This is a genomic window from Phytopseudomonas daroniae (assembly GCF_004327285.1).
Lineage (GTDB): Bacteria > Pseudomonadota > Gammaproteobacteria > Pseudomonadales > Pseudomonadaceae > Aquipseudomonas > Aquipseudomonas daroniae.
Window position 1 is genome coordinate 186,714 of the sequence record NZ_QJUI01000011.1, and the last position, 22,364, is coordinate 209,077.

A 22,364-nucleotide genomic window follows, 5' to 3' on the forward strand; every position below is an offset into this window, starting at 1 on the left:
CAGGAAGTTACAGTCAATCACCAATAGCCTGGTGCTGGCTGTTATTCGTCAGCACCAGGCAAAGCCGAGTAATCAAGCGATCACTCAGAACAGCCCTGAAGTCGGCGGTTCGATACCCTTGAGTCGCCACGCACCCACGGCTGCAGCCTTCCAGTGACGTGGGTTGTGGTTCGCTACCGTGCGGGCGTTGCGCCAGTGGCGATCCAGATTGTGGCTGCGCCCCGTGGTGGATGCTCCACCCACATCGAACACCAGTTCGGCAGCTTTCAGCGCAGCCTCGATTGCAAGGTATTGCGCCTGCGCCACATCGACCGAGGCGCGGGTAATCGCCTCCTGGTTCAGGCCGGCGGCCCAGGCGGCATCGATGCTTTCCGCCGCGCGCAGTACCAGCGCTTCGGCAGCGAAGGCCCGGGCGGAAATCTCGCCCACCGAAAATTCGACGTAGGGATCGTCAACCGAGCGGCTGGCGCTGCTGTGCTTGATCGGCCGCGCATGCTCACGGGCGAAATGCACCGCATCGTGCAGCGCGTTGCGCGCGATACCGGCCTCCACCGCAGCGAGGAACAGCTGTAGAAAAGGCGTGACGATGGAGCGCTGCCCGTCACTGCCAGGACGCGTACGAATCTCATCGGGGTGAACGATGACGTTGTTCAGAAGCGTGGTTCCGCTGGCCGTCAGGCGCTGCCCCATGGCATCGAAATCGTCATGCAGCTCCAGGCCCTCGCGGTCACGGGGAAGGATGAACGACACTGGCTGCTCGTTCTCATCCAGCGCCACGGCGCTCACCCAGTCGGCATACAGCGATCCGGTGCTGTAGTACTTGCTGCCATTGGCCCGATAGTGTTCGCCCTCGCGAACGATACGGGCGCTTATCGCGCCATTGGCACCGCCCACTTCCCAGCCGGCATTACCGACCACTTCACCGGCCAGATAGCGCGCAAACCAGCGTTCGCGCTCTTGCTCACCGTCGCGCAGCAACAGGCCTTCGATGAAGGAAAAACTCGGCCGCAGCGCCTGGGCGATGTTGGAGTCGGCTGCCGCGAGATCGACGATGAATTCGATCACCTCGCGCACGCTCGCCCCACTGCCGCCATAGGCTTGGGGAATACGCCAGGTCAACAGGCGATCGCCTGCCAATGCGCGAATCTGCTCGGTCGGCAGCGAGCGTTGACGCTCCCGCTCGGATGCGCCCTCGGCAATGTTCGCCAGGCGTGTACGAGCCAGTTGCCTGAGTTCGGCAACGCTGAGGGAGTCGCTGGGGTTGGTGTTGACGGCCTGCAGAGTCATAGAATGGTCTCGGTGCTGGCGGGCATTTGGCGCAACCCAGTGCGCCTGCCCGCGAGTGAATGTGTCGGCGGGTCAGGCGTGGGTAGTTGCCAGGGGGAACCGTAGTGGCTGGCTGGGAACGGACAGCGCCGCCGGGTCGCGATAACGGGCACCATGGTGATCCGCCGGAAGCCGCGCGTGCCCCGTACCAAACAGGCGCTCGCGCAGTGTTTCACCGGGTTCGTAGCGCTCGCGGAAACGGCCTCGCTTGCGCAGTTCGGGAACCACCAGCTCGATGAAGTCCCGCGCGGTCTCGAACGACAGGTACTGGCGCAGGTTGATGCCGTCGATGCCGTCCTCGTCGAGCCATTTCTCGATTTCATCAGCGACCGTTCGCGGCGTCCCGGCAACGAAGAAACGGCCCTCATTGAAGCCGTTGATACGCGACAGGGCGTCAGCCACGGTGGCGTTCGAATCGTTCTGGCGTAGCAACCCCCAGGCTGCCGCGCCCTCGGGCAACACATCGACCAAGCGTGCCTGTGGCGGGAACGCAGTCAGGTCGATGGGCGCCTGCATGTGCGCCAGAGCGCCTTCGACGCTGTGCAGGCGGCGGTAGCTTTGCAGCTTCTCCTGCACCTCCAGGTCGGTGCGCCCGACGATCACCCCAGCCTGGACGATGAACTTGATGCCCTGGGGATCACGGCCGTGGGCGCGCGCCTTCTGGCGCATGCGCTCGATGTTGCGGCGCACTTCCTGTGGGGTAGCCCCGCCGGTGAATACCACCTCGGCATGCCGGCCGGCGAACTCCATACCGGCTGCCGAGCCGGTGGCCTGGAAGAGCACCGGCGTACGCTGGCGTGACGGCTGGCAAAGATGCGGGCCGGCCACCTTGAAATGTTCACCGACATGGTTGATGTAGCGCACTTTGCTGGGATCGGTGTAGACGCGCCTGGCACGATCGACCAGCACCGCATCGTCGTCCCAGGAACCCTCCCAGAGCTTGTAGAGCACATCGAGATACTCGTCGGCGATCTCGTAGCGATGGTCATGGGGCACCTCGCCGTCCAGGCCGAAGTTGCGCGCCGCATTGGGCAGGTAGGACGTCACCACGTTCCAGCCTACCCGCCCCTTGGTCAGGTGATCGAGGGTGCTCATGCGCCGCGCGAAGGCGAATGGCGGTTCGTAGGTGGTGGAAAATGTCGCGCCAAAACCCAGGTTCTGAGTCACCGCGGCCATGGCCGGAATGACCAGCATGGGGTCGTTGCTGGGGATCTGCACCCCTTCGCGCAGCGCAGTCTCGGGGCCGCCACGAAACTGGTCGTAGGCGCCCACGACATCGGCCAGAAACACGCCGTCGAAGGTGCCGAACTCCAGCAACTGCGCCAGCTCCGTCCAGTATTCGATGTCATTGAAGCGGTGACGGTTGTTTTCCGGGTGCACCCACAGACCATGGACAATATGGCTGACGCAGTTCATCTCGAACAGATTAATGAGCAATTGCTTCGACACGGACGCCACGCTCCTCATGGATGTACAGAAAGGGAATCGCTGCCAGCAGCGTGCGGGTGTAGGCGTGCTGCGGCCGGGCGAATACCTCGCGCACCGAACCACGCTCCACGACCACGCCATCCTTCATGACCAGCACGCGGTCGCTCACCTGCTGCACCACACCCAGGTCGTGGGAAATGAACAGACAGGCCAGCCCCAGGCGCTGCTTGAGATCGGCCAGTAACTGAAGGATCTGCGCCTGCACCGACACGTCCAGCGCCGACACCGGCTCGTCGCAGACCAATACATCCGGCTCTGCAGCCAACGCGCGGGCAATGGCGATGCGTTGGCGCTGGCCACCGGATAGCTCGATGGGACGGCGCGTCAGCAGCGCCGGGTCGAGTTGCACCAGGCGCAACAATTCGAGGGCTCGCTGGCGCCGCGGCTCACCCGATGAGACGCCTGCCACCGCCAGGGCTTCGTCGAGTACCCGAACGACCGTGTAGCGAGGGTCGAAGGAGCTCAGGGGGTCTTGAAACACCACCTGAATGCGCTTGCGCTCCAGGCGCTGCTGGGCCGCAGACAATTCGCCCCAGGGCCGGCCACGCAGCACGACCTGCCCGCCATCCGGCTTTTCCAGGGCCAGCAGCATGCGCGTCAGGGTGGTTTTCCCCGAGCCGGATTCACCGACGATCCCCAGGGTTTCGCCGGCCCGTAGCGAGAACGAAGTCGGGCTCACCACCGTGCGCACCTCACCATCAGGCCCGGTGAAGTGCTTGCTGAGCCCCTGCGCCTCGACCACGGTAGGGCTCTCGGCGAACCGATCCGTGCCCTCGCTGGATAGCGACGGGTCGCGCCGCACATGAACGGCAGCCGCCGCGCGCAATAGCGATTTGGTGTACGCCTCACGCGGTGCATACAGCACCTGCTCGACCGGCCCCTGCTCGACGATCTCGCCGTTACACATGACCGCAACACGGTCGGCAAGGCGCGAGACCACCGCCATGTCATGGCTGACCACCAGCATGGCGCGATCCTGGCTGCGCAGCGACGCCAGCAAATCCATCACCTGGGCCTGTACCGTGGCATCCAGTGCGGTGGTCGGCTCATCGGCGATCAGCAGATCCGGGTCGCAGGCAATCGCCGAGGCGATCAATGCGCGCTGACGCAAGCCGCCGGAGAGCTGATGAGGATACTGCCGCGCACGTAACTCGGGCTGGGGCACGCCCACCGAGCGCAGCAACTCGATAACCCGCTCCTGGCGCTCCTCTCGACTCAATTTGGTGTGCAGGCGCAGCGCCTCTTCTATCTCGAGGCCTACGGGGCGCAACGGATCGAGGGAGCCGAGCGCGTCCTGCATGACGAAACCGATGCGCCCGCCACGCACGCCCTGCCAGTCACGTGCGCGGTAGGTCAGCAGATCCTGGCCGTCGAAATGCAACCGCCCTGCCCGAATCTGCGCACCCTGGCCAGTGAGACCGACCAGGGTTCGCGAGGTCACGCTCTTGCCCGAGCCGGACTCGCCCACCAGGGCCAGGCACTCACCGCGGTAGAGCTGGAACGAAACACCTTTGACCACAGGAACGTTGTGGGCGAAGCCGACGTGCAGATCGTTCACCTCGATCAATGGATGGCTGGGTGCGCTCAAGATAGTCATAGCGCCTTGCCCTCGCTGTGACGCAGCAAGGCACGGCCCAGTGCGGTGATGGCGACCACCGTGAGGGTCACGGCGACGCCCGGAGCGGCGACCAGCCACCATGCATTGCCCAGGAAGTTGCGGCCCACCGACAGCATCGCGCCCCACTCGGGAGCCGGTGGCGGCGCGCCAAAGCCGAGGAAACTCAGCGAGGCACCCGCGGCGATATTGCCGCCGATGCTGATGGTGGCGAGGATCAGTATCGGCTTGATCGCATTGGGCAGTACGTGGCGAAGAACCACCACCAGCGGCGGCAGGCCCAGCGTCAACGCGGCCTCGACATAGGCAGCGCGCCGAACCAGCAGTGCCTGCGCGCGCACCATGCGGGCAAAACGCGGGATGCCGGCGATGCCGATAGCCACCACCGCATTGAGCATGCCCTGCCCCCAGAAGGTGATGATCAGCAACGCCAGCAGCAGATCCGGAAAGGCCAGCAGTACATCGATGAAGCGCATGATCGCCGCATCCAGCCAGCGATGACCGAGCCCGGCAGCGAGCCCCAGAACCACGCCGCCAAGCAACGCGATGATCGTGGCCGCAACACCCATCAACAGCGAAGCGCGAACGCCATGCACCAGCCGCGCGAACACATCGCGGCCATTTTCATCGGTACCCAGCCAATGTGCGGCACTGGGGGTCTGGAAGGCATCCCGGGCGCTGGCCAGCAGCGGATCGCCACGTACCAGCCAGCTCGGCTCGATACCGGCCAGCACCAGCAGCGCGACAAACAAGCCCGCCAGCAGCAGGCCTGGGCGGCGCAGCAAAACCGGCGACCAGGCAGGCAGACGCAATCCTGATCTGCTGCGCTGGCCAATGAATACTTCAGGAGTGGTCAGGCTCATGAAAAAGGACTCCGCGACTCAGGGCGCCGGGTTGGGCAAGCGCGAATGGATGGCATTGAGTTCGCCGAGGAGCTGGTCATCCAGCTGCACGTCGAGGCTGCCAAGGTTTTCATCGAGCTGAGCCAGGCTGGTGGCACCGGTTAACGCGCTGGTGACGAATGGGCGACCGACGACGAATGCCAGCGCCAGCTGTGCGGGCGTCAGCCCTCTGCTACGCGCCAGCTCGACATAGGCACGCACGGCACTGGCCGCCTCCGTGCTGGCGTAGCGCGCGAAGCGGCCATAGGGCGAGCCGGCTGAAAGACGCGCGCCCTCGGGCTGCGCGCCATCCAGATACTTGCCACTGAGCACCCCGAAAGCGAGTGGCGAATAGGCGAGCAGACCCGCCCCTTCCCGGTGGCTGAACTCGGCCAGCCCGGTTTCATACAAGCGGTTGAGCAGGCTGTAGGGGTTCTGGATGCTGACGATGCGCGGCAAGCCAAGACGCTCGGAGGCCTTGAGAAACTGCGCCACGCCCCAGGGGGTTTCATTGGACACACCGATATGGCGGATCAAGCCTTCCTTGACCAGGTCGGCGAGCGCCGACAGCGTCTCCTCGATGGATACGCTTTCCTGATCCTCGGCCCATGGGTACTCGCGCAGCCCGAAGAAGTTGGTACTGCGATCCGGCCAATGCAACTGATAGAGGTCGAGGTAGTCGGTCTGCAGGCGATCGAGGCTGCCTTGCAGGGCTGCGCGCAGGTTCTTCGCATCGTGATGGGACTTGCCCCCACGGATGTGGTTCTGCGATGGCGTACGTGCCGGCCCCACCGCCTTGCTGGCCAGAACGATGTCCTGGCGGCGCCCGCTTTTCGCCAGCCAGGTGCCGATGAACCGCTCGGTGGTACCCCAGGTCTCGGCGCGCGTTGGCGTCGGGTACATTTCTGCCGCATCCACCAGATTGACGCCCCGGGAAAGCGCGTGATCGAGCTGTTGGTGGGCGTCGGTTTCGCTGTTCTGGTGGCCCCACGTCATGGTGCCGAGGCCGATGCTGCTGACCTGAATATCGCTGTTGCCAAGTGGGCGGTAATTCATTGCTCTGCTCTCGAATGGAAGGCGTTCAAGCCGATGCGGCCCGTTGGGGGTGTTCGTACTGGCTACGGGGATATGGCAGGCCAAGGTGGTCACGCAGCGTGCTACCGCTGTACTCGTGGCGAAACACACCGCGCTTGCGCAGCAACGGCACCACTTCGTCGACGAAACTCTCGACGCCCGAGGGGAAGCTGTCCGGCATGATGTTGAAGCCATCGCCAGCGCCAGCGAGGAACCAGTGCTCCAGGGTGTCGGCAACCTGCTCGGGGGTGCCGACGATCAGCCGGTGGCCAACCAGGATGCGCCGCGACAGCTCGCGCACGGTGAGCTTTTCACGGCGCGCCAGATTGATCTGCGCCTCGAGAAAGCCGTGGGAGCCCCTCTCGAATTCATTGATCGGGCCGATGCGGTGCCAGGGCAGTTCGGCGTCCAGATCCAGCTCGTGCGCCGGGATGCCGATACGCTGCGCCACCTGGCTGATCAACCCGCCCTCACCGATGTAGGTATTGAGGCGGTCGAAACGCTCGTGGGCCTCCGCTTCGGTGCTGCCGATCACCGTCGACAGGCCAGGCATGATTTTCAGATGGTCAGGATTACGGCCCCAGGCGCGGGCGCGATTTTTCATCTCCTGATAGAACGCCTGTCCGTCCGCCAGGGTCGTTTGCGTGGTGAAGATGGCATCGGCCCAGCGCGAACCGAGCGCCTTGCCGCCTTCGGAGGAGCCGGCCTGTACCAGCACTGGCCGCCCTTGAGGCGAACGCGGCACGTTCAATGGCCCCTTCACCGAGAAGTGCTCACCGACGTAATCGATGCCGTGCACCTTCGCCGGGTCGGCGAATACGCCACGCTGGGCATCGCCGATGATGGCGCCCTCTTCCCAGCTGTCCCACAGCTTGGTGGCGATATCGAGAAACTCGTCGGCGCGGGCGTAGCGGTCGACATGCAGTGGCGCGCCGGCCAGCCCGAAATTCTGCGCCGCCGCGTCACCGGCGTTGGTCACCACGTTCCAGGCGACACGCCCGCCGCTGATGTGATCGATGGACGCAAATCGACGCGCCAGGTTGTACGGGTCGTTATAGGTACTCGAGCAGGTGGCAATCACCCCGATATGCTGGGTCGCCAGGGCCACGGCGGTAAGCAGCACGGTAGGTTCCAGCCGACCGGCCGGGCTTTTGGCAACGTCGCCCTGCAGAGCGGGGCCATCGGCCAGGAAGATGGCGTCCAGCGTGCCGCGCTCGGAGATCCTGGCGATATTGCGGTAGTAGTCCACATCGAGATAGGCCGAGGGATGCGCTTCCCCCGTGCGCCAAGCCGCGGCGTGGGCGCCAAAGCCGAGAATGTTCATGCCGATGCTCATCTGCCGCTTGAGGTCGCTCATGCCAGATCCCCTTCATTGGCTGCCGGCTGTTCTTTTTCCCGCCCCTTGGCGGCGGCGAAGCGCTCTGTCCAGGCCTCGCTGGGCACCGTACCGTTGAGGTAGTAATCGCCAAGATAAGCCTCACGCAGGATCGCCGGGTTGTGCGACGCCAGGGTGCGTGCATTGCGCCAATGGCGATCCAGGCGACGCGCGCTGCTCGACGCTGACGCGCCCCCCACTTCGAACAGCAAGGTGGTGGCTTCCAGTACCTGCTCGATCACGATCTGCTGGGCCTGGAAGGTGTGGATGTCCGCTTCCGCGTACTGCTCGGGCGTGGCCTTGCCAGCCTGATGCGCCTGCCAGAGTTCGTCCAGCGTACGCGCGACCTTCTCTACCAGGGCTTCGCTGGAGAAGGTCAGGCTGGACAGACGGCCGACCACCCGCTGTACCAACGGGTCGTGGCGCGGACTGGACTGCCCCGGCACACCGAAGGTGCGGGTACGTGCCTGCACGAATGCTATGGCATCGCGCTGCACGGCCCGAGCAATGCCGGCCAGGGTCGCCAGATGCACCTGCTGATAGAACGCACTGATGTAGGAATCGCTCTTGCGCTCTCCCGGCGTGAAGCGCCTGATGATCTGCTCGTCAGGAATCTCGACCTGCTCGAAGCGAGTCGTACCACTGGCCGTGAGGCGCTGGCCAAAACCGTCCCAGTCGTCCAGGCGCGTGACACCGGGCGCGGTAGTGGAGACCGCGACGGCCACATGCTCGTCGTCCTGATTGGCCGAAACGGCAATCCAGTCCGCATACAGGGTGCCGGTGCAATAGTACTTCTCGCCATCGAGCAGCAAGCGCTCGCCTTCGCGGGTCAGTTGGACGCTGTTGGTGGTGCTCTCGGTACGCTCGGCCATCGCCGCACCGAACAGCTCTCCGGCGACCACGCGCTGGAACCAGCGTTGACGGCTTTGCTCATCGTCGTCATTGAGGCGGCCTTCGACGAAACCGAAGTGAGCACGAAAGATCTGCGGCAGGTTGGAATCGGCTTCCGCCAGGCGGCTGATCAGCCGGAACAGTTGCTCCAGGCTGGCGCCGAAACCTCCATGACGCTGGGGCACGCGCAGCCTGCCCAGGCCCGCGTCGCGCAACCAGGCAACCGGTTCATACGCCAGCTCACGGCCCTGCTCCCGGGCGATGGCGCCTTCGGCAATGCGCGCGAACAGCGGTTCGAAAATGGCCAGCAACTGTGCATCGCTGGGCGCTGCCGGCAGTTCGGCGGAGGTCGCGGGTGAGGTTTGCTGTTCGCTGAATATCATGGGGGAATCCTTGGCAGTAGCGGAAAACTGGAGTGACGGCGGCGTGTCGTTCTCGTCGAACAGCGAGCGCAGGCGGATCAGGGCATTGAGGCTGCTCATGCTCATCGCGCGGTCACCCGCGGATCGATCAGCGGCAGGAGCAAATCCACGATCAGGTTGACGACCACGTAGATCAACGCGGCCAACAGAGTGATGCCGAGCACCATGGGCACATCCTTGGTGTTGGCGGCATCGAGCATCAGACGGCCGACACCCTGCCTGGCGAACAGCGTCTCGGTGATCACTGCACCGCCAAGCAGGCTGGCGAGAATGAAGCCGGAAAGCGTCACCAGCGGAATCAGCGCATGACGCAGAGCGTGGCCAAGGCGCACACCGGCTTCGGAAAGGCCGCGGGCGCGGGCCATGGTGATGAAGGGCTGTTCGAGGATGTCTTCCAGTTCCTGGCGCAGCACCTGGGCCAGTACCGCGGCCACCGGCAGTGCGAGTGTCAGGATCGGCAGCACCATGGTTTTCCAGCCGCTGGAACCGCTTGGAGGAAACAGCCGCAACTGGAAGGAAAACACCAGCAGCAGCAAAATGCCGAGCACGAACGACGGCATGGAAGACAGCACCAGCTCGGTTCCCGAGGACAGCGAGCCGACCCATGGGCCGCGTCGTGCGGTCAGCACCGCCACCGCGATCGCCAGCAGGACGGCCACCAGCGCAGCCCAGATCGCCAGTTGCAGGGTAGCCCCGAGGTGCTCGCCAATCGCCTGGGCTACCGGGATACGCAGACGATAGGATTCGCCGAGATCCCCCTGAGCCAGGCGGCCGAGATACTGGCCATACTGGACGATCAACGGCTGGTCGAGACCGTATTCCCGGCGCACCTGCGCCAGTGCTTCGGCCGTCGGCATGGCCTCCGGGCCGCCGAGTATGGCCAGGGCGGGATCGCCACCGGTGACATTCAACCCGACGAATGTCAGCGTTGCCGCCCCCCACAGCACCAGCACGCCGGCCAGCAGCCGCCAGATGATCCGTCGCAATGGGCTCATACTCACTCCTTGTCCAGCCAGACGCTAGTGAAGAACGGGGTGTTGTGAGACGTGTCGAAAACCACGCCCTTGACGTAGGTGTGGTGCGCGGTGATGTGATGGCTTTCGTAGGACGGCGCAGCAGGCACCAGCTCGGTCAGGCGCCGCTGGGCCTGGCTGTAGAGCGCGCGTTGCTCCGCCGCATCGTTGCTGCGCCGTGCACGCACAAGCACGTCGTCCAGTTCGGCGTCACGCAGTCGCGAGGAGTTCTGGCCGATCAGCCGGTCGGTCGTGATCGAGGCACTGTGATAGAGAATGAACAGGCCATCGGGCGTGTTGGTGTGCCAGTAGCCACCGCCCAGAACCTGATAATCACCGCTGTAACGGCGGTCGGTTGCCTGGGCCGTCGGGAGCATTTCAATCTCGATCCGCATGCCGACCTTGCGCGCATCGGACTGGATGGCCACCGCCACACTGCTCGGGAACGCGGGGTTCTCGCTGATCAGCAACTGCGCGGCCAGTCGCCTGCCATTCTTCGTGCGATAGCCCTCGCCATCACGCGCCTGCCAGCCAGCCTCATCGAGCAGCCGGTCGGCCGCTTGCGGGTCGAACTTCAACGCCTCGCCGAAAGACGGATCGTAGTAGCGCGAGTTGGCCGCCAGATAATCACTTTTCGGTTGGAATTCGCCGAAACCGGTGATCCACGCCAGGCCCTCACGATCCACGGCCTGGGTCAGTGCCTTGCGTACACGCACGTCATCGAACGGAAAGCGTTCGACGTTGAAGGTGAGGCTGCGAAACGGGTTGCCCTTGCGGATACGGCTGTTGAGCACCAGCTCAGGATTGGAGCGGATCGCCTTGGCGTTCTGCGTTGGCGCGTCGAGGGTGAAATCATGCTGGCCGGACAGCAACGAATTGTAGCGGATCATCGCCTCCGGGATGAAAGTCAGTTCGATGCGCTCCAGATACGCCGGGCCCTGGTGGCGTACGACCGCTGGCGCCCAGTTGTAATCCTCGCGCCTGGCGAAGGTCGCGCCCTGCTCGCGGGTATAGCTTTCCACGACGAAGGGGCCGGAGCCGATCGGTTTTTCCGCGATGGATTTCGGGTCATCGAGGATCTGCCGTGGCGAGATCATGCTCAGCCAGGACTGCGCCAACACATCGAGAAACGGCGAATAAGGCTCGCGCAAGGTGGCTTCGAAGGTGTACTCGTCGACTACCCGACCCTGGGCGTACGGCGCGATATAAGCCGCTGCCAGCGGCGATTTGGTCGCTGGATCGCGCATGTGCTCGAGGTTGACGCGAACCGCCTCGGCATTGAACTTCGTACCGTCGCTGAAGGTGACATCGTCGCGCAGGTGGAAGGTGTAGACGGTACCGTCCTCGGAAACCTCCCAGGACTTGGCCAGCCACGGTGAAATCCCACCCTGCTCGTCCTGATACACCAGGCCGTCGTAGACGATCCGCCCCAACCATTGAACATTTCCGTGGGAGATGGAGTGGACATCGAAGGTGCCGGTATCCAGTGCCACCGAAGCCCGCAGGGTTCCACCCGACTTCCCCGGCGCCGGTTCGTAATAGTCCGAAGCGGAATAGCTGAGCAATCCATCGACAACCTGACCGCTTGTCTTCACCGTGTTGCCGGTTGCCGACGCTAGAGGCTCTTCGCTGGGAGAGCAGCCGGAAAGGGTCAATAGAGCCCCGACAACAGCTCCGAGCCATCGCCCTGCGCTGACCGACCTGATTTGCCTGGCTGCGCTTTCATTTCGTTGCATGACACGCTTTCCTGAAAATACCGGTGAACGGCGACGGGGCTGAGCTCCGTCGCCAGAGGGTCAGAAACGGAAGGCCACGCCGGTGAAGGCGCCAAAACCATCCCCTACGTAAAGCGCTGCCGCATCATTGCCACGGGCGTTGTAGATCGGGCTGATCGTGGTGGCGTAGCTCTCGTCGGTGAGATTTCTGAGATCAAGGAAAACCTGCCAGCGCTGGCTCGGGTCTTCGTAGCCGAACTTGGCGCCCCACACGGTGTAGGACGGGGCGTAGAACGAGTTGGCGTAGTCCACCGCCGTGCTCGATGCCGCACGCACGTCGACGCCACCGTAAAAGCCGCTCGGGTGTTGATACTTCAGTTCCGCCTGGTAGATGTGCTTGGGCAGGCCAGGCAGCTCGTTGGCGTTGAACTCCTCATCGTCTCGGTAGTAGAAGTCGTTGAGTGTGTAGGACTGGCGCAGCAGGAGACTGTCGCCACGTGTGCCTTGCCAGAGCTCCGTATCCAACCCGGCTTCGACACCTTGATGGATGGTGCGGCTGGCGTTGGAAGTGGACGTCACCGCCGGGGTGGTCGGAGTTGCCGGAATGATCTCGACGTTGAGCAATTCGTCGTGAATCCACGAGCGGTATAGCGCCAAGCTGCCGGAGAATATGCCGTGCGAACCACGAATACCCACCTCGAAAGTGTTGGCCTTCTGCTCCACGAGCGTTTTCGCGAAGTTGCTGGTCGGCCCGGACGGTGAAATAGACCAAGCACTGGGCGGATCGATAGAGCGACTGACATTTGTGAACAGCTGGATCTCAGGCGTCAGGTCATAGCGCAGGCCCAGACGTGGCGCCAGGCTCCAGTTGTCGTATTTGTAGTGCTGAGAGTACGGGCTGGTGTTGGGCCGGTCGGAAAAGTCCACATCCACATCGCGGCGGATGTTGACCAGTGCCAGTCCACTGCTCAGCCACAGGCGTTCGGTCAGTTCCAGGTCGTTGCCTAGCGAGAACACCGTATCGAAGGAACCACTGTAGTTGGTGTCCTTCAGCAGCTCACGGGTGGTGCCGTCATAGGTGCTGACCTCGGCCCGATCATGCAGGGTATTACTGAAACTGAGCGTGGTTTTGCTCTGGTGGCCGAACAGCTCATCACTGCGCAGATAGCGCAGCGATGTATTGATGTCACGCCACTCCCAGTGATTCGGAATCACTGGGCTTTTTTTGCCGAGGATCTGTTTGTAGTTGTGGTAAACCAGCCCCAGCTCCAGCTGAGAGTCATCATCGAAGTTATAGGTGGTCTTGCTGCCAACCCAGATCGAACCGTTCTTGGTCGAGTCACCACGTTGCGCCACGGTGGTCAGGTTGGGTTGCGAGGAATCATCCTTCAACTGCGCACGCGTCAGAGTGCCGGCGTTCTCGTGATACTGCTCGCGGTAGCGGATGATCAGCCGGGTATCGAGCTTGGAGTTGAAGCGGTAACCGAAATTGGATACCACGCCCTTGGCCTTGGTGAAGGTGTAGTCCTGGTAACCGTCGCGTTCGGAGTTGTGCAGGCTGACGTAATAGTCGGCGTTGCCTTCCACGCCGCCGGTGCTCAGTTGCTGCTTGCGCCAGCCGAAGCTGCCCGCTTCGAAGCGAGCGTAGTTGCCCGGCGAGGTGTAGCCAGTGTGGGTGATCATGTTGATTGCGCCACCCAGCGAAAGCGCCGTGTAGTCGAACGCATTGGCGCCGCGTAGCACTTCGGTGTGGCTGACTCCAGACGTTTCCAGCAATTCGTAAGGCGTACCACCTGGACCGGTCAGAGCCAGGCCATCGAACAGGAACTTGACCCCCTCGCGGAAGTAACCGGGCGAAGCATTGGCGCCCGAACCGCGGATCGAGATCTTGATCGCATCGTTGCCACCAGCAGCTTGAGCTATTACCCCTGGCTGGAAGGCGAGTACATCTTCCAGAGTTGCCGCACGGCCACGCTCAACCTCCTTGTTATCCACAACACTTACCGATCCGGGTATTTCCTTCAGTTTGTCCTCTGCTTGTTGAGCCTCGGTCTTCTTGGCCCCACTCACGACGACAGTTCCCAGCCGGGCATCTGCTACCGATTGAGGCTCGTTGGCCAAGGCAATCTGACTTGCACACATAACCAATCCACCCAAGCTCACCGCTCTGCACAGCGGCCTGACACGGCTGGGAAAATTGGATTTGCTCCCCTCAAACGTTGACCAATGCACCGATACCACTCCTATGTCTGATTGAATTCCTCGGCGCTTTATTTATTTTAATTTCCGCACCTCAATACTCTCCAAGCAAAGGCCGTTCCAAAACAGAAAACTCAATAGATTCAGCGGATTAGGAATTCAATAAAACAGATTCATGTATCACTTAATGTTTTCTGCTGATCTGCTGTTTCGCCACATACAGCGAACAATGAACTATCGATAAGTCTTAAAAACATAAGCGACGATAGGCGTGGGAATATCGTTATAACGGCGACTGATAGTTCAAGAATTAACAATGCTTAAATCATTCCCTAACCTGTGCACTGATCCGCCGAAGCGAAGAAGTCGGGCAACAAAAACCATTGACTGGAAATACTCATGCGAAACGGCGCCTGAGAAGACGCCGTGCGATGGTCAAGCGCGGGATAGAGGCAGGCTAAAAACGGAACGCCACCCCTGTGGTAACGCCAAAGCCATCTCCCGGATAGAAGTTTGCCGAGTCATTGCCATTGAGGTTGTAAGCCGTGTTTGTCGTTGTGGCGTACTTTTCGTCAGTCAAGTTGCGCGCATCGAGAAACACGCTCCACCGCTCACTGGGTGCTTCGTAGCCTACCTTCGCCCCCCATAAGGTGTAGGAAGGTGCTTTCAGGGTGTTCGCATAATCCACATAGTAATTGGAAGCCGAACGCACATTCAGCTGGGCGTAAAAGCCGCTGGTGTGTTGATACTGCAACTCGGCCTGGTAGACATGCATGGGTAAGCTCGGCAACTGGTTGTCGCCAAACACATCGTCGTCTTTGTAGAAGAAATCATTGAAGGTATAAGCCTGACGCAAGCTGAGCGTATTGCCCGAACTGCCCTCCCAGAGCAAAGTGTTCAACCCGGCTTCGATACCCTGGTGAATGGTCTTGCTGGCGTTGGCGTTGGCAACGACCGCATCTGCGGTACTGGTGGCAGGTATGACGACCACCGACAACAGCTCCTTGTCGATCCAACTGCGATACAGCGTCAGGCTGCCATCGAAGATACCGGCGCTACCACGCACCCCGAGTTCGAGGGTGGTGCCTTCCTGGGGCTGTAGGGGTCGTACGTAGGCGTTACCGGTGCTGCCGTAGTACCAGGTTACGGGTGGGTCGATGGAGCGGCTGACGTTACCGAACAGCTGTACGTCGGGGTGCACCTGATAACGGAACCCGAGCCGTGGCGCTACATCCCAGTCCTGATAGCTGACACTGCTTGGAAATTCGGTTGTGTTGGTCAGCGTGGTGTATTCGATGCTGACGTCACGGTCGATTTCGATGAAGGAAATACCGCTCGACAACCAGAAGCGCTCATCGAGCTGCAGTTCGTTGCCGATGGCGAAAACGGTATCCCGCGAGCCGCTGTACTCGGTGTACTGACGCAACGAGCCATCGTTGCGATTGTAGGCTTTCACATCGCCATCGAGACGGGTATGGCTGAAGCTCAACGTGGTGTCACTCGGTTTGCCGAACAGCACATCACCCTGGCGTAGATAACGCAGGCTCACGCTGGTATCCGTGGAACGCCAGTCTTGCGGCGTGGCCGAATAGCGCCAGCCGTTATGCAGTGGATAGTCGTTGTATCCCAGCCCTACCTCGAGCACCGAATCATCATCGAAACGGTAGTTGGTCTTGCTGATCAACAGGGTCGTACCGTCTTTCTTGCGCCCGGCGGGCACAGTGTTCTGCTTGGGGTTGTCCAGCAATTGGGCTTTGGTCAATGTTCCGCCATTGATCAGGTCTTCTTCACGGTAGCGGGCGATCAACCGGGTATCGAGCTTGTCGTTGAATCGGTGGCCAAAGTTGCCGATGAAATCCTTGCCTTCATTGGGCGTATTGTCCTGGAAGCCGTCACGTTCGTTGTGCAGGATCGACACGTAGTAATCGCTGTCACCCACAACACCGCCAGTGCTCAACTGCTGCTTGCGGTAGCCGAAACTGCCCACCTCGAAACGCGCATAGTTACCCGGTGCGGAGTAACCGCTGTGAGTCACGAAATTGATCGCACCGCCCAAGGCCAGAGCCGTGTAGGAAAAGGCATTGGCGCCATACAGCACCTCGGTGTAATTCACCGCCGCCATGTTCAGCAGATCCTCCTGAGTACCACCGGGGCCGGTGATCGGCATGCCGTCATAGAGGTATTTGATGCCTAGGGAATAGCCCTGATAGAAGGTATTCAAGCCCGAACCGCGGATGGAGATCTTGTTGGCGGAGGTGCCGCTGGTTGCCTGGGCGAATACCCCGGGCTGCAGTGCGAGTACATCCTCGGCATTGGAGGCACGGCCACGCTCGACCTGCTTGTTATCGATGACGGCAGCAGCACCTGCCACCTCCTCGACGCGATCCTGCGCTAGCTGCGCCTCGGTCTTTTTCTCACCACTGACGACCACAGTACCGAGACGCTGATCAGTGGCGCCTGCCGTTGACTGGGCATGCGCCATGGATGTCGTCCCCAGACAGGCAACCAGCGCTCCTGCGCCAGCCACGCCCATCAGTGATATACGGTTCTCTCCCTTTGCCGGCATCTGCTTTCACTCCCGTCATGAACTTCGTGGTATCGATAGCGATACCAACGTCCATAGCAGTGTCTGTGCCAGCTATTAATTCCTTTTAAAACAATCGATTACTTTAATTCGTCAACAGTCAGAAAAATACCGGGCGGCCACTTTGCTGAAATGGTGTCCCGTCAACGACATCCCAGCCCGATGGGCTGAGACGACGAAGCGCGACCTGGAGTGGTATTTCGGTACATGGTCGCTGTCCGGTACTTCGTTTATCAAAATCCCACCGCCTGCCCATCCCGGCGACTGTCGCTGGCTGCGACGTAGCCGTGATCCGGGTCATCCGACAGCCGCCAGATGAACTGCCCGGAGCCGAAATCCATATAAGGATCCTCCACGGACTTCAGGCGGTTGCCGAGGGCCTCGAGGCCGCTCACGGCGTCGGCGTTCATGCTGGCTTCCAGATCCACCGAGAAATCCCGGTTGACCTTCCAGCGCGGCGCATCGCAGGCGGCCTGGGGTTGCTGGCCGTAATCGAGCATGCGCACCAGGGTCTGTACGTGACCCTGGGGTTGCATGTCGCCCCCCATCACGCCGAAGCTCATCTGCGCCATGCCGTCGCGGGTGAGGAACGCCGGGATGATGGTGTGGAACGGCCGCTTGCCGGGCGCCACCACGTTGGCCGAGGCCGGGTCGCTGGAAAAACCGGCGCCACGGTTCTGCAGGCTGACGCCGTAGCCCGGCACCACGACGCCCGAACCGAAGCCCATGTAGTTGGACTGGATGAAGGACACCATCATGCCGTTCTCGTCGGCGACGCTGAGGTAGACGGTACCGCCCGACTTGGGTAACCCGAAGCCGGGATGGCTCGCCTTGCGCGGGTCGATGGCCTTGGCGCGCTGCGCGAGGTAGGTCGGGTCGAGCATCTGCTGCGGAGTGACCTCCATGCTGCGCGGGTCGGCAACGTAGCGGTAGACGTCGGCGAAGGCCAGCTTCATGGCTTCGATCTGCAGGTGCTGGGAGGCCGCCGAGTCGACCGGCAGGGATGCCAGGTCGAAGTGTTCGAGAATGCCCAGGGCGATCAGGGCCGCGATGCCCTGGCCGTTGGGTGGTATCTCATGCACATCGTGACCGCGGTAACGCTGGGAAATAGGCGTCACCCATTCCGGGCGGTAGTCGCGCAAGTCCGCCGCGCTCAGATTGCCACCGGTGGCGCGCGCATGGGCGATGATGGCCTCGCCGATCTCGCCCTCGTAGAACGCGCGCGCGCCCTGCTCGCCCAACAGGCGCAGGGTGCGCGCGGCATCGGCGAAGACGAACTTCTCCCCGGTCTGCGGCGCCCGGCCAGCGGGCATGAAGGCCTCGGCGAAGCCAGGCTGGTCATGCAGTTCCGGGACGGCCGCCGCCCATTTGTGGGCGACGATGGGGGCGATGGTGATACCCCGCTCGGCCACCTCGGCAGCCGGCGCCAGCACATCGGCGAACGGTCGCTTGCCGAAGCGCTCGTGCAGCGCCGCCCAGCCGGCCACTGCGCCCGGTATCGTTATCGAGTCCCAACCACGTACGGGACGCTTCGCGTGGCCCTTGCCATCCTCGCCATGGTGCTGGCGGAAATACTCCGGCGTCCAGGCCGCAGGCGCCGTGCCCGAGGCATTCAAGCCATGCAGCGACTGGCCGTCCCAGACCATGGCGAAGGCGTCGCTGCCGAGGCCGCAGGATACCGGCTCGACCACGGTGAGCATCGCCGCCGCAGCGATTGCCGCATCCACCGCATTGCCGCCCGCCAGCAGCAGACGCAGACCCGCCTGGGCCGCGAGGGGGTGCGAGGTCGATACCACGTTGCGTGCGAACAGCGGAATGCGGATCGACGGATAAGGGTTGTGCCAGTCAAAGGACATCGGGTTCTCCATCAGTGTTTACGGGGTCGAACGGCGCCCGGTTCCCAGAAGATCACGCGGCGTTGCAGCCAGCGCACGGTCTGCGCACCGCACAGACCGATCAGCGCCAGCAGGATGACACCTGCGAACATGGTCGACAGACTCATGCTCACCGAACTGGACGCGATCAGATAACCAAGCCCACGCTGAGCGGAGAGGAACTCGCCGACCACCGCGCCGATCAGCGCCAGCGATACGCCGATCTGCAAGCCGGCGAACACCTCGCCCGCCGCTGCGGGAAACTTCACATGGATCAACAGGTAGAGCCGCGATGCCGAAAACGAACGGCAGGCGTCGAGCAACTCGGGATCGGTACGCCGAATGCCGTTCACCGTATTGACGAACAGCGGGAAGAAGCAGACCAGCGCCACCAGCACGATCTTCGAGGCCATGCCGAAGCCGAACCAGACCAGAATGATCGGCCCCAGCGCGACCTTGGGCGTGGCCTGCAGGCCGATCAGCAAGGGATAGACGAAGCGCTCGAAGGTTTCCGACTCGGCCAGCAATGCACCCAGCACGATCGCCAGCAGGCAGCCGATGACGTACCCGCTCAGGGTTTCCCCCACCGTGACGGCGATATGCGGCCACAGGCTGCCATCGGCAAAACCGCCCGCCAGCGCCTGATAGACCGTCAGGGGAGCCGGCAGCAGATAGTCGGGAATGCCGAGCAGGCGCACGGACAGATCCCAGATCAGGATCAGCACCGCCAGGCTGGTCAGCGGATAGAGCACGGGAAGCAATCTACGCATGGGTGAAGTGCCTTCGCAGGTGTTGGCAGAGCGCAGTGAATGCGGGGTCGACCAGGGTTTCCAGAGTGCGCGGACGCGGCAAGGTGACCGCCACCTCGTCGATGATACGGCCGGGGCGCGGCGACATGACCAGCACCCGATCCGCCAGAAACACCGCTTCCTGAATGCTGTGAGTGATGAACAGCACCGATTTGCGCTGCTGGCTCCAGATGTGTTGCAGCTCCAGGGTCAGCGCCTCCCGTGACAGGGCATCGAGGGCGGCGAACGGCTCGTCCATCAGCAGCAGTTGCGGATCGTGCAACAACATGCGGGCGATACCGACACGCTGCTGCATGCCGCCGGACAGTTCGAACGGGTAGTCGTTGGCGAACGGGCCGAGGCCCACCAGTTCGAGCAGTGCCATTGCCCGCCGGCGGGCTTCGTCTATGGGCAGACCCAGGGTGCGTGCCGGCAGCAGCACGTTGTTCAACACGGTTTTCCAGGGCAGCAGATTGGGCTTCTGGAATACCACACCGGTATGTCGGCCTGGCCCGTCGATCATCCGCCCGGCGACCGCCACCCGCCCCGAGCTGGCGTCGAGCAGGCCTGCCGCCAGTTTGAGGATGGTGGATTTGCCACAGCCCGAGGGGCCGAGCACCGCGACGAACTCGCCATCGCCGATGCTCATGTCCACGTCGTCCAGAGCCTGGATCTCTCCGCGTCGGGTCTGATAGGTCAGCCCGACGCCCTGCAGGGTCAACGCCATACTCATGGCTGAGCCTCTCGTGCACTCAGCGCATCGGCCAGAAATTTCAGCACGGCCTGCCAGCTCTTGCGGTTGGCGCGGGCATTGGCGGCCGGCGTGCCACCGCCGCTGATCAGCACGCCGGCGACCGGGTGAATCCTGGCGATCTGCGTGGTGGGCACGAACGGAAAACCGATGGCGTGCCCCGCCCCTTCGTTGCGCGCATGGGTTACCGGCCAGGCATGCCCTGACGCCTGAAGTTCGCTCTGGATACGCTCGCTGTAGTCGCTGGACGGCCAGAAGCCATCGTCGGTTCCCGAGATGAGCAGAACGGGCCCCTGGATACGCTCCACCGGGATGCGTGCCGCCGCGACACTGGCCGCATGCGCTTCCACCGTCACGAAAGCGGCTGCCTGGCGAATCGCGGCACCGGGTTCAGGTGGCTGGTCGAAAGCACGCCAGTCGGCCGCGGGGTTGTCCCTCCAGACATTGCAAAGGGGCTGGCCACGCCATGTCCAGGCATCGGCATCGCGCGGCTGCTCGGGACGCCCCGCGCGCAAGGTACCGTGGATCACCGCGCTGGGTACGTAGCCGATCACCACGGACACCAACTCGGGAAAGGTCGCCCCCAGCAGCAACGCCAGCTCACCGCCGCGGGATAGCCCGGCGACGGCGATGAAGCCATGTCGCGGTTGCACCTCGCGCTGCGCCCAGAGCAGGGCCTGCTCGAAGTACTCCAGCGGCGTGTCGGAAATATACTCGGGCCGCCCCTGCGCCTTGAAGAAGGCCAGTGCGAGTGCCGCATAACCATGGGCGGCATACAGTGCCGCGCGTTGCTCAGGGGTACCGCCACCCGAGCCGTTGAGCACGATCACCAACGGATGGGGGCCGGCGCCAGCAGGACAGAACAAGGTCGCGGAGAGTCCCTGCTCACGGACTTCACGACGGGTCACTCCGGGGGCGAGAAAACGCTGGGTGAGTGTCGCCGAGGCGCTGCCACCCGCGGCATCCCGTACCTGCAACTGAATCGACAAGGGCTCCAGTCCCTCGCTGACTTGCGGCCTGTCTGGCGCCCTCGACTGGCGCAGCGCCCACACCGGCGCCAGCGCCTCCAGCTCGCTCCAGTCGCCGCTCAGCGGCACTTTTTCATCGACATCCAGCGCTCCCTCGGCAGCGATTTCGAAGCTGGCCTCGCTCTGCCAAAGGCTGCCATCGGGGTGTTCCAGGGTTGCCGTCAGGCGCGTCACCCCCGGGCTCAGGCCAAGTACCTGGACTCGCCGGGGCTGGTCGATCAGCCCATCGACGATGTCGATTTCGAACACCGGGATCATTTCGCCGCCTCCGCCCGCTGGCGCAGCGCGTCGCGGTCGAAATCGTTGAATGCGGGCACGAACTCGTTGGAGAACACCTCCTCCACCGGCACTTCGGCGCTGGGGAACTCGCCAGCCTCGGCCATGGCCTTCACGGCGCCGCGAATCGCATCCAGATCATACTGCCCCGGCACGCGCGGGCTGCCGTCCGGGAAATACAGGGTGCGCTGCAGGCGGCGGCTGAGCAGCGTCTTGGCGTCTTCGAGGCCCTTGCCCTGGGCATCGGCGGGTTTGCTTTCCGGATGCTGACGCCAGAAGGCCTGGACGCAGAACGCCGGGTTCACCTCGCAAACGAACTGTGCCTCGGTATAGGCGCGGCCGAAGCGGCGAATCAGATCCGGGTTGTCCTTGAAGGTGTCCTGGTGAGCGATGAAGCCGTTGCCTGGGTTTTCCTGAAACACCTCGGGGTACTGGATGCGCCGGGTCGACGTACCGGAAAGCTCCAGCATGTCGCCCCAGCTGTTGTTGAAGTTGAGCGCATCCACCTGGCCGCTGCGCAGCGCCTGAAAGCCCGCGCCGAGCGCACCGACGGCGACGAATTCGACGTTCTTGCCAGGCTCCAGCCCGGCAACGCGCAGTGCTGCGCGACTGTTGGGCAAGGTGCCCCAGGTCAAGGCGCCGACACCGATCTTCTTGCCCTTGAGATCGGCCAGGGTTTTGATCGGCGAATCGGCGAGCACCTGATATTCCAGGGTCTGGCTGGGAACGCCGTTGTAGAAGTAGCGCAGCGGCAGCGGGTTCTTGTTGAAATGGCTGGAGAGCACCGGTTCGGCGACCGGGAAGCCAAAGGTCACCCGCTTGCTGGCGACCTGCGGCAGCAAGGCGCCTGCCCCCTGGAAGACCACGGTGTCGACGCTCAGCCCCTGTTCCTTGAACAGGCCCAGTTCCTGGGCGGCAGCGTAAGGCGCGCCGTCGTGGACGGCCGCTGGAATGGCGAGCGCGACGGTGACCTCGTCGAGGGCATGGGCATGGCTGGCGCAGACCAGCGTCAGAGGCAGCAATGAGCGAATAGCGAAGCGCATGGAAACAGATCCTAGGTAGGT

Annotated in this window: 16 protein-coding genes; all 16 read right to left on the minus strand. The window is 62.9% G+C overall.

Annotation, left to right across the window (positions count from 1 at the left end):
* Positions 1 to 84: 84 nt before the first annotated feature.
* The 16 genes from DNK06_RS14395 to DNK06_RS14470 all read right to left on the minus strand — a co-directional run bounded on the left by DNK06_RS14395 (position 85) and on the right by DNK06_RS14470 (position 22,343).
* Positions 85 to 1,287, minus strand: coding sequence for an acyl-CoA dehydrogenase family protein (locus DNK06_RS14395; protein WP_131180676.1), 1,203 nt, complete (start codon positions 1,285 to 1,287; stop codon positions 85 to 87).
* Positions 1,288 to 1,359: 72 nt separating this feature from the next.
* Positions 1,360 to 2,775: an LLM class flavin-dependent oxidoreductase gene (locus tag DNK06_RS14400; RefSeq protein WP_207389989.1), complete on the minus strand. Its 1,416-nt coding sequence runs from the start codon at positions 2,773 to 2,775 to the stop codon at positions 1,360 to 1,362.
* The gene (locus DNK06_RS14405) at positions 2,753 to 4,411 is read right to left on the minus strand and encodes a dipeptide ABC transporter ATP-binding protein (RefSeq protein WP_131180678.1); all 1,659 of its coding nucleotides are present in this window, start codon (positions 4,409 to 4,411) and stop codon (positions 2,753 to 2,755) included. Before DNK06_RS14405 ends, DNK06_RS14400 begins: the two co-directional genes overlap by 23 nt.
* Positions 4,408 to 5,292, minus strand: coding sequence for an ABC transporter permease (locus DNK06_RS14410; RefSeq protein ID WP_131180679.1), 885 nt, complete (start codon positions 5,290 to 5,292; stop codon positions 4,408 to 4,410). The genes DNK06_RS14405 and DNK06_RS14410 overlap by 4 nt, the downstream gene beginning before the upstream one ends.
* Positions 5,293 to 5,310: 18 nt before the next feature.
* Positions 5,311 to 6,366 (minus strand): NADP(H)-dependent aldo-keto reductase, encoded by a 1,056-nt coding sequence (locus DNK06_RS14415; RefSeq protein WP_131180680.1) that lies wholly within the window; start codon positions 6,364 to 6,366, stop codon positions 5,311 to 5,313.
* Between the two features lie 25 nt (positions 6,367 to 6,391).
* On the minus strand, positions 6,392 to 7,741 hold the full coding sequence (locus DNK06_RS14420; protein WP_131180681.1) for an LLM class flavin-dependent oxidoreductase: 1,350 nt from the start codon (positions 7,739 to 7,741) through the stop codon (positions 6,392 to 6,394).
* Positions 7,738 to 9,033 carry an acyl-CoA dehydrogenase family protein gene (locus DNK06_RS14425; protein ID WP_423228062.1) on the minus strand — a complete coding sequence of 432 codons (1,296 nt, stop codon included), beginning with the start codon at positions 9,031 to 9,033 and terminating at the stop codon, positions 7,738 to 7,740. The genes DNK06_RS14420 and DNK06_RS14425 overlap by 4 nt, the downstream gene beginning before the upstream one ends.
* Positions 9,034 to 9,134: 101 nt before the next feature.
* Positions 9,135 to 10,067, minus strand: a complete 933-nt coding sequence (locus DNK06_RS14430) for an ABC transporter permease (protein ID WP_131180682.1) — start codon at positions 10,065 to 10,067, stop codon at positions 9,135 to 9,137.
* A gap of 2 nt (positions 10,068 to 10,069) precedes the next feature.
* A complete protein-coding gene (locus DNK06_RS14435) occupies positions 10,070 to 11,680 on the minus strand; it encodes an ABC transporter substrate-binding protein (RefSeq protein ID WP_317621893.1) in 1,611 nt (536 codons plus the stop codon).
* 201 nt (positions 11,681 to 11,881) lie between these two features.
* Positions 11,882 to 13,942 (minus strand): TonB-dependent receptor family protein, encoded by a 2,061-nt coding sequence (locus DNK06_RS14440; RefSeq protein WP_131180684.1) that lies wholly within the window; start codon positions 13,940 to 13,942, stop codon positions 11,882 to 11,884.
* Between the two features lie 514 nt (positions 13,943 to 14,456).
* Positions 14,457 to 16,481: a TonB-dependent receptor family protein gene (locus DNK06_RS14445; protein ID WP_242674668.1), complete on the minus strand. Its 2,025-nt coding sequence runs from the start codon at positions 16,479 to 16,481 to the stop codon at positions 14,457 to 14,459.
* A gap of 335 nt (positions 16,482 to 16,816) precedes the next feature.
* On the minus strand, positions 16,817 to 18,439 hold the full coding sequence (locus DNK06_RS14450; RefSeq protein ID WP_207389990.1) for a gamma-glutamyltransferase family protein: 1,623 nt from the start codon (positions 18,437 to 18,439) through the stop codon (positions 16,817 to 16,819).
* Between the two features lie 11 nt (positions 18,440 to 18,450).
* Positions 18,451 to 19,227, minus strand: coding sequence for an ABC transporter permease (locus DNK06_RS14455; protein WP_131180686.1), 777 nt, complete (start codon positions 19,225 to 19,227; stop codon positions 18,451 to 18,453).
* Positions 19,220 to 19,978 carry an ABC transporter ATP-binding protein gene (locus tag DNK06_RS14460; RefSeq protein WP_131180687.1) on the minus strand — a complete coding sequence of 253 codons (759 nt, stop codon included), beginning with the start codon at positions 19,976 to 19,978 and terminating at the stop codon, positions 19,220 to 19,222. The genes DNK06_RS14455 and DNK06_RS14460 overlap by 8 nt, the downstream gene beginning before the upstream one ends.
* Positions 19,975 to 21,282 carry an acyl-CoA thioesterase/bile acid-CoA:amino acid N-acyltransferase family protein gene (locus DNK06_RS14465; RefSeq protein WP_131180688.1) on the minus strand — a complete coding sequence of 436 codons (1,308 nt, stop codon included), beginning with the start codon at positions 21,280 to 21,282 and terminating at the stop codon, positions 19,975 to 19,977. The genes DNK06_RS14460 and DNK06_RS14465 overlap by 4 nt, the downstream gene beginning before the upstream one ends.
* Entirely contained in the window at positions 21,279 to 22,343 is a 1,065-nt protein-coding gene (locus tag DNK06_RS14470) for an ABC transporter substrate-binding protein (protein WP_131180689.1), read from the minus strand. The genes DNK06_RS14465 and DNK06_RS14470 overlap by 4 nt, the downstream gene beginning before the upstream one ends.
* Between the last annotated feature and the right edge of the window lie 21 nt (positions 22,344 to 22,364).